This is a genomic window from Paenibacillus sinensis, assembly GCF_019904155.1.
Lineage (GTDB): Bacteria > Bacillota > Bacilli > Paenibacillales > Paenibacillaceae > Paenibacillus_AQ > Paenibacillus_AQ sinensis.
On sequence record NZ_JAHCMB010000006.1, the window covers coordinates 48,680 to 61,011 of the forward strand.

Consider the following 12,332-nt stretch of genomic DNA (forward strand, 5'->3'; position numbering starts at 1 on the left):
ATTTTTCGCCTGCTATGCAAACTATGAATGTTCGGTGCGGCTATTATTTTCTATTAGTATAGTCGTGGCTGCTGCCATATATTCCTTGTGTTTATAAAGAACGGGTACGGAAATGCTGCTTCATGCTTGGTGCGGGAGTTACAGAGGGGAGAGAGTGACAAGTGGGACTGTTTGATGATGATTTCTATTCAACCAGAGTGTCCAGAAGGAGAGAGCGGAAGGCCTCCAAGCAGCCGATGCCCCGAGGATGGTCGGCGCGGAGCAAGAGCCGCAATCTGTCCACCCTGCAGATTTCCGCTATCAGCTCCGTTATCAGCGCAGTTGTCGCGGTACTGCTGTTCAGCCTTGTGACTGGGCAGCTGACCCATGACAAGTCCCATTTTCCCGCTGTTATTCAGAACGTCAAGCAGAGCAGCGGGGATCCTTACGACCGCATTGTGCAAGCGGCGGCGGCTGTACGCCCAGCGGTCGTCAGCATTATCAACCATAAGGAAGATACCAGCAAGAGCCAGCTTGATGAGTCGGCTCTTGGCTCAGGCGTGATTTATAAGAAAGAGAACGGGAAGGCTTATATTATCACCAACAACCACGTCATTTCCGGTGCAAGCAAGCTGGAGATCGTCATGGTGGACGGCGAGACCCGCAAAGCCGAACTCGTGGGAGCGGATAAGGTCAGCGATTTGGCTGTGCTCTCGGTAAATGCGGACGGCATCAACACGCTGGCGAAGATGGGCGATTCCTCCAAGCTGCAGTTGGGCGAGACGGTCATCGCCATCGGCAACCCGCTTGGTCTGGGTGACACGCTGACCTCCGGCATTGTCAGCTACACGAACCGGAAGATACCGGTATCGCTGAATCAGGACGGCGTGTATGATTGGGAGCAGGAGGTTATCCAGACCGACGCTGCCATCAATGAAGGCAACAGCGGGGGCGCGCTCGTGGATTTGAACGGCCGGGTCATCGGCATCAACACGATGAAGATTTCCGATACCGGCGTCGAAGGCCTCGGATTCGCTATTCCAGCCAACCATGTCGTGAAGATTGCCGAGGAGCTGGCCGCGAACGGGAAGATTGTCCGGTCCTATCTTGGCGTCTATTCCATGGATCTGAACAATCCGTACGTGCCGCTTGACGAGAATCAGCTTAAATCGCTTCACCTGCCGAGCAGCGTAACCGAAGGCGTAGTTGTTCTCGATGTTGTAGGCCCGGCGAAAGAAGCGGGGCTCAAGCTGAACGACGTCATCACGAAGTTCAACGGACAGACGATCGATTCGACCATTAGCCTGCGCAAGTATCTGTACGACGACACGAAGGTCGGTGACTCCCTTGTTATTACGTTTTACCGGGACGGGGTTGAGAAAGAGGTCACCGTGAAACTGGAGCAAAAACCGGAGGAATAATTCCGGAAGATCCCGGATATAATGATAAGGCGTTCCTTTCATGGCAGGCCGCAGCCCTTGATAAATCAGGAAAACGGCCTGCTGCGAAGGATGAATAGCCTTTAGCTCAGCTTGCCTTTAGGGCTGTGATGTGGTACTATGATCTAAATCATATGTTATGCTCGAACCCGAATTTTCACATTGAAAAGGGTTGTCGATGGGCGGAGAGCCTTTTTCAATGTGTGAATTTTTTCTTTGTTCAAAGACAAAATAACATATTAATTTCTTTTTTGGAGGCTATACACAATGCAAACAGGTACAGTTAAATGGTTCAACGCAGAAAAAGGCTTTGGCTTCATCGAAGTTGAAGGCGGAAGCGACGTATTCGTACACTTCAGCGCGATCACTGGCGAAGGCTTCAAAACGTTGGACGAAGGCCAACGCGTTGAATTCAACGTTGTTCAAGGCAACCGCGGACCGCAAGCTGAGAACGTTGTAAAACTGTAAATCAAACCCCGCCGTCCCGCTTGTCATAGAGTCGGGGCGGCCTTTTTTACAAATATGGAGAGTTCAATCCTTGGATATAAGAATGCATAGGCTGCACTGTCTATGAGGATGGAGCGGTTTCTTTCTGCGGATAGGAGAGCGGATGAATCACCCGCTTTGATCCTATAGATGCATGCGTCTGACCTTTTGTTAAGCATTTTAGCGAAAGAAAGGGAGGGAACGGCAATGAACTACCGGAAGAAGCCCATGGAAGAAATACCGGAAGAGATGACGGCCGTATGGTCCTGCACGAACGATGATTGCAACGGGTGGATGAGAGACAACTTCACGTTTGAGACTGCGCCGACCTGTCCCTTATGCCAGGCTCCGATGAAGCAGGGATCGAAAATGCTTCCCCAGCTGCTCAATTCTAACGGTGATCTCAAATCGCTGAAAAAAGGAATCTCCATTTCCTAACAGGATGTCTGTTCCTCAATATAGAGAAATAGAAGGTAGAGGAGATAAAAAGACAAAAGACGGAAAACCGTCTTATTTTTTTTGCTTTTTTCTACATCTTTTGTGATCAATGTCACAAATTTATTGGTTTTGACCGATAAAAAGCCCGTGGATGTGTGACATATATCACAATCTATCGCTTTAAATTTTGACAGAATAAAAGCAATTAAACGGGGGGAAGGAAGGGAAACCATGGACGTTCTAATGCTGTCGCGTATGCAGTTTGCGTCGACAACGATTTTTCACTTTTTCTTTGTGCCTGTCACGATCGGATTGTCTTTCATCATCGCGATCATGGAGACCATGTATGTGCGCAAAGGGGACGAGGTATACAAACGGATGGCGAAGTTCTGGGGCAAGCTGTTCCTGGTCAACTTCGCTATCGGTGTGGTTACCGGTATTCTCCAGGAATTCCAGTTCGGTATGAACTGGTCGGATTATTCCCGATTTGTCGGAGATATCTTCGGAGCGCCGCTGGCGATTGAAGCGCTGCTTGCGTTCTTTCTGGAATCGACATTCATCGGGATCTGGATCTTCGGCTGGGAGAAGGTATCGAAGAAAATCCACCTGCTCTCCATCTGGTTCGTAGCCATCGGCACGACGTTGTCCGCGTTCTGGATTCTGGCCGCGAATTCCTTCATGCAGCATCCGGTAGGATATACGATTAACAACGGGCGGGCGGAAATGAATGATTTTCTGTCCCTGATCACGAACGGTCAGGTTCTGGTTGAGTTCCCGCATACGGTGCTCGGCGCTTTCGCCACCGGTGCGTTTCTGATTATCGGGATCAGTGCATTCAAGCTGCTCAAGAAGCAGGATATGGACTTCTTTAAGCGCTCCTTCCAGATTGCCGCGATTGTCGGCGTTATCTCCTCCATCGGCGTTGCCTTTGCCGGACACTGGCAGGCTCAGTATCTGGTCAAGACACAGCCGATGAAGATGGCCGCGTCCGAAGGACTTTGGGAAGACAGCGCCGACCCTGCGCCATGGACTGTTGTGGCCAGCATTGACCCGGAGAACAAAGTTAGCAGTCATGAGCTCAAGGTTCCGTACGTTCTCAGCTTCCTGTCTTACAGCAAGTTCTCAGGTTCCGTCAAAGGGATGAACACGCTGCAGAGCGAATATGAGCAGGCCTACGGCCCTGGGGACTATATTCCGCCGGTTCGCACAACGTTCTGGAGCTTCCGTATTATGATCGCGGCCGGTATGGCCATGATTTTCATTACGTTGTGGGCAATATATTTGATGTGGCGCAAAAAATTGGATCAGCCGAACACGAAGTACTTGCGGATCTGTCTCACCGGACTACTGCTGCCGCCGATTGCCAACACTGCGGGCTGGACGATGACCGAGTTCGGCCGTCAGCCATGGACCGTATTCGGACTCTTGACGACCGACAAGAGCGTCTCGCCGAATATTACGTCCGGGCAGGTGCTGTTCTCGCTCATTACTTTTAATACTGCATACGCCGCACTGCTTATCGTGCTGATCTATCTGTTCGTCAAGGTAATCAAAAAAGGACCGAATGGCATCGAAGACGAATCGGAGCATTCGACAGATCCATATAATACGAAGGAGTGATACTATGATCTCACTTAATGAACTATGGTTTGTGCTGATCGCGGTACTCTTCGTCGGATTTTTCTTCCTGGAAGGCTTCGACTTCGGAGTTGGCATGCAGTCTCAGCTGCTGCCGGCCAATGAGAAGCAGCGGCGGGTCATGATCAACTCGATCGGCCCTTTCTGGGACGCCAACGAAGTATGGCTGATCACTGGGGCAGGCGCGATGTTCGCGGCGTTCCCCAACTGGTACGCGACGCTGTTTAGCGGCTTCTATGTACCGTTCGTATTTGCACTGTTCGGCCTGATTCTGCGCGGTGTAGCCTTTGAGTATAGAGGCAAGGCGGAGTCGGCGGGCTGGAGAAAAACCTGGGACCTGTCGATTCTGATCGGCAGCTTCCTGCCGCCTTTCCTGCTGGCCATCGTGTTCGCGAGCTTCATCAAAGGGCTGCCGATTGACGGAGATATGCAGATGCACGCCTCCTTCTTCGGCGATATCGTCAATGTGTACACGGTTCTTGCCGGCTTGACCGTTATTCTGCTCTGCAATGTGCACGGCCTGCTCTTTACGGCGCTGCGCACCTTCGGCGAGCTGCAGGACCGGGCGCGCAAGCGGGCGCAGATACTGCTGCTGCCGACAGGCGCACTGCTGCTGGCATTCGTCATCATGACGTACTTCGAGACCGATATTTTTGAAGTTCGCGGAACCCTGCTGTGGGCGATTGTCCTGCTCGGCATTGTGGCGTTCGTGCTGTCCGGTTACTTCTGCAAGAAGAAGCGCGACGGCTGGGCGTTCGGCATGACGGGCGCGGTGCTGGGACTCTCGGTAGTCTCCGTCTTCGTGGGTCTGTTCCCGCGGGTTATGGTGAGCTCGCTCGGCGAGGCATTTAACCTGACAATTACTAATTCGGCTTCCGGTCACTACTCGCTCAAGGTCATGACGATTGTGGCGCTCACGCTGCTTCCGTTCGTGCTTGGCTATCAGATTTGGAGCTATTTCATCTTCCACAAACGGCTTAGCGACAAGGAGACTCTGGAATATTAATGGATAAAAATTTGCTTGGGTACAAAGGAGTCAAGCCAGTCTTTGTGGCGGTAGGCTTCCTGACCCTGGTGCAAAGCTTATCCATCCTTCTGCTGGCGAAGTCGCTCGCGGAAGTCATCTCCGCGCTGTTCGCGGGCGATCCGCTGAAGGAACAATGGGGCACTGCGCTGTTGTTCCTTCTTGCGTTTCTGGTCCGCCATGCGTGCGGGCAGCTCATGAGCGGGCTGGCCTATCGGTTCGCGGAGAAGACGAGCGGAGACATGCGCCGGAGGATGATGGAGAAGCTGTTCCGGCTCGGACCGCGTATGGCCGGAGATCAGGGAACGGGAACGCTGGTTACGCTGGCGCTTGAAGGCGTAACCAAGTTCCGCACCTATCTGGAGCTGATCATTCCCCGGATGGTCGGAATGGGAGTGACGCCATGGGTGCTGCTGCTGTATGTGTTCCTGCAGGACAAGACTAGCGGGATCATTCTAACCTTGACGATGCCGATCATCGTGGTCTTCATGATTCTGATCGGCACGACCGCACAGAAGCATATGGACCGCCAGCTGGCGTCGTACCGGACGCTGTCGAATCACTTCGTCGATTCGCTGCGCGGCCTGGAGACACTGAAGTTCCTCGGACGGAGCAAGAGCCACAAGCGCTCCATTGCCGAGGTCAGCGACCGCTACCGGTCGGCGACGATGAAGACGCTGCGGGTGGCGTTCCTGTCTTCGTTCGCGCTCGACTTCTTCACGATGCTGTCGGTCGCTTCCGTCGCCGTCAGCCTCGGTCTTCGCCTGGTGAACAGCGAGATGACGCTCGTGACCGGACTTACGATTCTGATTATCGCCCCGGAGTACTTTCTGCCCGTGCGGCTGGTGGGCGCGGACTTCCACGCCACGCTGGACGGCAAGGAAGCAGGGGAGAAGATAAAGAGCATTATTGATAAAGAAACGGTGCAGGCTTCGCTGATCGGGGAGAAGACCGCCCCGGTTCAGGCAGGGGAAGCCGGGGCAGCGGCTGCTTCCGGACAGACAGTATCGGCCGAACGAGCAGTGCCGGCTGAACATGCAGCGCCGGCTGAACATGAACAAGCGAAGCAAGGCGATCGGACGGAATCATCCGGAGCGATAGATGGGACTGAACCGTCTATTCGAGGCGGAAAGAGCCAAACCGGTCAGACAATCGTCCCATCTGTGGCGGGCGCTCAGCCTGCTCTGCCGACGGCTGAAGTTTTCACGTGGAACAATGGTGGCACTCTGTCGCTTAACGGTATCGGCCTGCGCCATGAAGAAGACGGTCCAGCTTCGTTGATAGATGTTCATCTGCAGTTTGCCGGAACCGGCAAAATCGGCATCATCGGCGAGAGCGGCGCCGGCAAGTCAACGCTGATCGATATACTGGCCGGCTTCCTGCATCCGGGAGAAGGCATGATCACGATCAACGGCCAGGCGGTCAGCGGATTGACAGACGACGCCTGGCGGCGCCAGGCCTCGTATATTCCGCAGCGGCCGTATATTTTCAGCGGGACGCTTGCGGATAACGTCCGGTTCTACCATCCGGAAGCGTCGATAGAAGCCGTCGAAGGGGCCGTTGCGGCGGCGGGCCTGGCACCTCTTGCCGCTAGCCTACCGGGAGGCCTGAACGAGCCCATCGGCGGCGGCGGACGCCGACTCAGCGGCGGGCAGGAGCAGCGTGTGGCGCTCTCCCGGGCGCTGCTCAGCGACCGGCCGATCATGCTGCTCGATGAGCCGACAGCCCATCTCGATATCGAAACCGAGTATGAGCTGAAAGAGACCATGCTGCCGCTGTTCGAAGGCAAGCTTGTCTTTCTGGCTACACACCGCCTGCACTGGATGGCGGATATGGACCAAATAATTGTCATGAAGCAGGGACGGGTCGCCGAGGTCGGCACCCACCAAGAGCTCCTTGAACGCAAGGGAGCCTACTATGAGTTGGCGATGGCGCAATTGGAGGCGATCGGATGAGAAAGGAAAGCTGGTTAACCGCATACGTTCCCGCGTACTTCTGGCGCTTTCTGCTGATCGTGCTGCTTGGAACACTGACGATCTTCACGGCTTCGTCCCTGATGTATACGTCCGGCTTCCTGATATCCAAAGCATCCATTCCGCCGGAGAACATTCTGATGGTCTATGTCCCGATCGTCGGCGTCCGCGCGTTCGGTACGAGCCGGGCGGTCGTCCACTATGTGGAGCGTCTGGTCAGCCATGATACGATTCTGCGCATTCTCTCCAAAATGCGTCAGCGCCTCTACGACATCCTGGAGCCGCAAGCGCTGCTGCTGTCTTCGCGCTTCCGCACGGGCGACATTCTCGGCATGCTGGCGGACGATATTGAATATCTTCAAAATATATATCTGCGCACCGTATTTCCCGCAGTCATCTCGCTGATCGTCTACGCGGGAGCGGTGATTGCCATCGGAACCTTTGATGTGCGGTTCGCGCTTGTAACCGCGCTGTATATTTTTGTACTGGTCGCGGTGCTGCCAGCCCTGTCGCTACTGCTGACCCAGCGCCGCCAGCGCGAGGTGAAGCAGGAGCGGAACCGACTGTATCAGAAGCTGACGGACGCCGTGCTCGGGATGAGCGACTGGATGATCAGCGGACGGCAGAGCCAGTTCGTCGAGACGTATGAGCAGGACGAGCGGGTGGTGGCCCGCACCGACGCCGCGCTGCGCCGCTGGGCGCGCACCCGGACCTTCATCGGCCAGGCGGTGATCGGCCTCGGCGTCCTCTCCATGATCTGGTGGGCGGGCGGCGAGTTCGCGGACGGGGCCATCCCAGGAACGCTGATCGCCGCGTTCGTGCTGGTCGTCTTCCCGGTGGCCGACGCATTCCTTCCGGTATCGGAGGCGATCGAGAAGATTCCGCAATACCGGAACTCCCTGGAACGGCTGCAGGGGGTAGAGGAGCCGCAGGCTGAAGCGTCAGGCGCGGCTGGTCTAGCTGCTCCGGCTGGCCGGGCAGCCGCTTCTGTTGCCACTCCGGTTGCCGGGGCGAATATCGGTGGGAAGACGGCTGCCGGATTATCGGCAGGTTGGTCTCCCGCGTTAGCGGATGGACCGACTGCCAGCGCCGGGGCGGAGCGGCCAGGGGGAGACACCGGTTTCGCGGCTGTGGAGGCCGCATCGGTTGCTGAAACGGCTGCTCCTCCGCTTGCCGGGATGAACGGCGGAGGGAAGACGGGTGTCGGACCCGCTGCAAGCGCCGAGGCCGGGAAGACAGGAACGGCATCGGGCGCTTCTACTGCCGCTTCCTCCGCAAGAACTACCGCTGAAGCTGCCGAAGCCGCTTCCGGCGGCTTGAACAACTGCTCGGCTCATATCTCCATCCGTCAGGCGGGTTACCGCTACGGTCAGGATGGAGAGTGGTCGGTGCAGGCCCTTGACCTCGACATTCCGCAGGGCAAGCGGATTGCCATCATCGGCCGCAGCGGCGCCGGCAAATCGACGCTGCTGAAGCTGATCCAGGGCGCCCTCTCACCGGGCGCCGGGCATGCGGAGATTAACGGGAAGCCTGCCGTCTCCTACGGAGACGACATTCCCAAGCTCATCTCCGTCCTGAACCAAAGTCCCCACCTGTTCGATACAACGGTGGGGAACAACATCCGCCTCGGCCGCCCCGATGCGTCCGAGGCCGACATCGCCGCTGCGGGCGCGCTGGCGAAGCTGGACGGCCTGATCGCGTCGCTTCCGGCCGGGTATGATACGCCGGTTCGCGAGGCGGGCCAGCGCTTCTCCGGCGGCGAACGGCAGCGGATCGCATTGGCGCGTATCCTGCTGCAGAACACCCCGGTCGTCCTGCTCGACGAGCCGACTGTCGGCCTCGACCCGCGCACCGAGCGGGAGCTGCTGTCAACGATGTTCGCCGCCATGCAGGGCAAGACGCTGGTGTGGGTCACCCACCACCTCGTCGGTGCGGAGAGCATGGACGAAGTCATTTTTATGGAAAATGGCCGAATTATCATGCGCGGCACCCACGCCGATCTAATGGCGGCCGAGCCGCGCTACCGCAGGCTGTATGAACTGGACCGTCCAGGATTCGCAGACGAGACCTTGACGATTAACCGGTAAGGACGTACGCTGATCTCCGGTAACTTCATAATGCAACGTATGACCCGCATAAGAACGAGCGCCCGACGCTCTCTTCTGCGGGTTATTTGCGTTACATAAGCTGTAAGGTTACGAGCGAATGTCCAAAGAAAGGAAGGGACCCTATGAACCGGTCAAAAGGGTATTCGGATGAAGAGAGGCGGATGCTCCGGCGCAATCCTTTTATTCTGAATGTGTCGGAGAAGAGCATTACATATGACCCCGCCTTCAAGCTGGCGGCCGTTCAGGCTTATGAGGAGGGGTTGACGCCGATGGAGATTTTTGTGCAGGCGGGCTTCAATGTCAATCTGATCGGCCGGCGCAAGCCGAAGGCATGCCTTAAGCGCTGGCGCGACATTTACGCGGCCCACGGCCCCAAAGCTCTGCTGGAGGAGCGGAGGGGCATGCTGCCAGCCGAGCATCCGAAGAGCCGACGATCTTGAACATAAGGAGCATAAGAGGATAGACACCCAGTTTGCCCTTTCTTGGGTTTCCCGGTAAACGCATGGCACCACGTCACAGGCACAGGACACCACAGGGCGTTTATCCTGGGCGGATGGATTTCTTTTTGGACGGAATTGTGGTAGAACAGAAGGAGAACGGTTTGAAGCCGAGCCAAAGAGAAAGGGATGCTTGCAGTTAATGTACGTCGTATGCAAAGAACATCTGGAACTGGCCATCGACATGTTCGTGGACGAATATGAGGATGCGCCCGACATCGTGGATTTGAAGGACACCGAATTCTCCGACTGGGACCCGCCGGCCAAATGTGCGGAGTGCGAGAAGAACGCGGAATATTTGGTCGTATGAATAGGATGGGCATGGGAAAGCACCCGCGAGGGTGCTTTTTGACTTTCTGCTCCCGTCTCCCGTCAACATTGCACGTTAAGCCCCGAAATATATAGGAATAAACCGCGGAAGCCGTGAAGGCAGCGATAAATGCTGACTGATAAAGGGCCGATGGACCGTCTTAAAGATTTTGTCCATTGGCAGAGCGGCGGCGTCAGGTACAATAGAGGAAAAAGGGGGAGAAGTTCATGAATTTAAGCCTGAATTGGATTACACTCCGGGTGCGGGATCTGGAAGCCTCATTGAATTTCTATCACGGAATTCTCAAGCTGCCGCTTCAAAACAGATTCGAGAGCAGAGGCAAGCAGATCGCCATGCTGGGGCGGGAGGAACAGCCGAAGATTGAACTGATTCAGGGAAGCGAACCGGTGCTGAAGCCGGAATGCGGCGTGTCCGTTGGTTTTGAGGTAGAGTCCCTGGATGATGCGATGGAGTATTTGAATAACCTGGGCATCCCGATTGCCCGCGGGCCGATCGCGCCCAATCCGCGCCTGCGATTTTTCTATGTGCTGGACCCGGACGGCTTTGAGGTGCAGCTGGCGGAGCATAGCAAGGAATAAGCCTGCTTTTTCATAATAAATGGGTCATGGACAGCCCACCGTAGCTCCCTTAAAATGGAAGGATGAGCAGGTCATTCTTATGTGCCGGGAGGAAAATGGAGTGGAAATGGAGCAGACGATTGAGGATTTAATCGACCAGGCCGAGGTGTCGTTTATCGGTTCCGTGGATGACGAAGGGTTTCCGAACATGAAGGCGATGCTGCCGCCGCGCCGCAGAGAAGGACAAGGGGTCTTTTATTTCACGACCAACACATCCTCCATGCGGGTCCGGCAGTATCGCGACAATCCGCGGGCCTGTGTGTATTTTTGCAATCCGCGCACGTTCAAGGGTGTTATGCTGAGAGGGACGATGGAAGTGCTGGAGGACCAGGCATCCAAAGCCCTGATCTGGCGTGAAGGCGACACGGACTATTATTCGCTCGGCGTGACCGACCCGGACTACTGCGTGCTGAGATTTACGGCGGAGAATGGGCGGTTCTACAGCCATTTTCATTCGGATGATTTTGATGTGTCTGTGGTGCGGTAACTTCGCGCGATGGGGGAGGACAGTGGAGAGTGAAGCTTTTTTGCTGAAAAAAATTATGGCCTGGCGTCTCACCGTCCCGGCTATAACTCTTACTTCCACTTCCTCGTCCGGCTGATCTGATTCCGCCTCGACTGAAGGACCAGCTATAGCTGAACACCAGTGTGCCACAGACATGCGCTGGATACATAGCGGTTAAAGGAACTAAAATGTTGCATGGCTCTGCTGCACGAGGACGAGACCACTCCGGGGTTGGAGTGGTTTTGTTGTTTCAGGGCGCAGCTTTCGGGGGACTTCGCATTATTAGCATGATGGAACTATTCGCGTCGCCCGGCCTGTCCATTTCATGGCTTGGTACAGGCGGGAGAAGGGATTTATAGGTATCGGCATCTGTCGCTAGGGCGCCTTTGTTGTGTATTCATCAGCCCTTGTTTATCATTAGAGGAACGAAGAAGGGGGAGTTCGGCGCATATGTTCATTCAGCTCATTACGGTCGGCAAATTGAAGGAGAAGTATCTGGTGCAGGGCATCCAGGAATACACGAAACGCCTGACGCCCTACCTCAAGTTCCAAATGATTGAGGTAGCGGATGAAAAAGCGCCTGATACCCTGAGCGAAGCCGAGGTATCGGGCGTCAAGGCGCGCGAGGGCGAACGCATCCTCGCGCATGTGAAGGAGGGCGCGCATGTGATCGCCCTCGCCATCGACGGCAAGCTCTGGAGCTCGGAGGAGCTTGCCGCGGAGATCGACAGGCTCGGCACCTACGGGACGAGCCATGTCGTGTTCGTCATCGGAGGCAGCCACGGGCTCTCCGATGCGGTCCTGAGCCGCGCGCAGCAGCGGCTCAGCTTCGGGCGCATGACGCTGCCCCATCAGCTCATGCGCCTGGTGCTGGTGGAGCAGATTTATCGGGCGGTGAAGATAAATCGGGGGGAAGCGTATCATAAGTAGGGCGAAATTTTAAATTCATTATTAGAAAATAAAAAATCACTTGATGCTGTAACCCGACTTTTCATATTGCTCACATGAGGAAAAAATAATAAGATTATTACGGAAGGAATATTCTGGAGATGGTAAATCTTATTAGAGTCAAAGACGAGATAGATTAAAAATAAGGGGAAGCTTTATGAACATTATTAGTGAGGAGATTCAAAAGTTAAGGGAAAGGGTTGAGCTACTAATCGTAACTGCAACCGAAGTAGAAACTAATGCGGTTGTTTCTGCTTTAAAACCCTTTACAGACAATACTGAGCTAAATTATTACTATCATTATGAAACGTATACAATTGGAGTAATAGGTTGTTATGGAGCGGTTCAT

Annotated in this window: 13 protein-coding genes; all 13 read left to right on the forward strand. The window is 55.1% G+C overall.

What is annotated here, in order from left to right; translation table 11 throughout:
* The first annotated feature begins 161 nt into the window (after positions 1-161).
* Positions 162-1,400, forward strand: coding sequence for a S1C family serine protease (locus KIH86_RS00300; RefSeq protein ID WP_223087826.1), 1,239 nt, complete (start codon positions 162-164; stop codon positions 1,398-1,400).
* 285 nt (positions 1,401-1,685) lie between these two features.
* Positions 1,686-1,886, forward strand: coding sequence for a cold-shock protein (locus KIH86_RS00305; RefSeq protein ID WP_039878010.1), 201 nt, complete (start codon positions 1,686-1,688; stop codon positions 1,884-1,886).
* Between the two features lie 225 nt (positions 1,887-2,111).
* The gene (locus tag KIH86_RS00310; protein WP_223087823.1) at positions 2,112-2,342 is read left to right on the forward strand and encodes a cold-shock protein; all 231 of its coding nucleotides are present in this window, start codon (positions 2,112-2,114) and stop codon (positions 2,340-2,342) included.
* A 231-nt stretch (positions 2,343-2,573) separates the two neighbouring features.
* Entirely contained in the window at positions 2,574-3,962 is a 1,389-nt protein-coding gene (locus KIH86_RS00315; protein WP_223087820.1) for a cytochrome ubiquinol oxidase subunit I, read from the forward strand.
* 4 nt (positions 3,963-3,966) lie between these two features.
* On the forward strand, positions 3,967-4,986 hold the full coding sequence (gene cydB / locus KIH86_RS00320; RefSeq protein ID WP_223087818.1) for a cytochrome d ubiquinol oxidase subunit II: 1,020 nt from the start codon (positions 3,967-3,969) through the stop codon (positions 4,984-4,986).
* The gene (locus tag KIH86_RS00325) at positions 4,986-6,959 is read left to right on the forward strand and encodes an ABC transporter ATP-binding protein/permease (RefSeq protein ID WP_223087816.1); all 1,974 of its coding nucleotides are present in this window, start codon (positions 4,986-4,988) and stop codon (positions 6,957-6,959) included. The genes cydB and KIH86_RS00325 overlap by 1 nt, the downstream gene beginning before the upstream one ends.
* Entirely contained in the window at positions 6,956-9,064 is a 2,109-nt protein-coding gene (locus KIH86_RS00330; protein ID WP_223087813.1) for an amino acid ABC transporter ATP-binding/permease protein, read from the forward strand. Before KIH86_RS00325 ends, KIH86_RS00330 begins: the two co-directional genes overlap by 4 nt.
* A gap of 143 nt (positions 9,065-9,207) precedes the next feature.
* On the forward strand, positions 9,208-9,525 hold the full coding sequence (locus KIH86_RS00335; protein ID WP_223087811.1) for an HTH domain-containing protein: 318 nt from the start codon (positions 9,208-9,210) through the stop codon (positions 9,523-9,525).
* 199 nt (positions 9,526-9,724) lie between these two features.
* Positions 9,725-9,892: a CxxH/CxxC protein gene (locus tag KIH86_RS00340; RefSeq protein WP_084065344.1), complete on the forward strand. Its 168-nt coding sequence runs from the start codon at positions 9,725-9,727 to the stop codon at positions 9,890-9,892.
* Positions 9,893-10,119: 227 nt separating this feature from the next.
* Positions 10,120-10,491 carry a VOC family protein gene (locus tag KIH86_RS00345; protein WP_223087809.1) on the forward strand — a complete coding sequence of 124 codons (372 nt, stop codon included), beginning with the start codon at positions 10,120-10,122 and terminating at the stop codon, positions 10,489-10,491.
* Between the two features lie 19 nt (positions 10,492-10,510).
* On the forward strand, positions 10,511-11,017 hold the full coding sequence (locus KIH86_RS00350) for a pyridoxamine 5'-phosphate oxidase family protein (protein ID WP_235775201.1): 507 nt from the start codon (positions 10,511-10,513) through the stop codon (positions 11,015-11,017).
* A gap of 468 nt (positions 11,018-11,485) precedes the next feature.
* Positions 11,486-11,965, forward strand: a complete 480-nt coding sequence (gene rlmH, locus KIH86_RS00355; protein ID WP_223087806.1) for a 23S rRNA (pseudouridine(1915)-N(3))-methyltransferase RlmH — start codon at positions 11,486-11,488, stop codon at positions 11,963-11,965.
* A 175-nt stretch (positions 11,966-12,140) separates the two neighbouring features.
* Positions 12,141-12,332, forward strand: a 192-nt coding sequence (locus KIH86_RS00360) for a hypothetical protein (RefSeq protein WP_223110244.1), incomplete at its 3' end; no start/stop codon positions are given.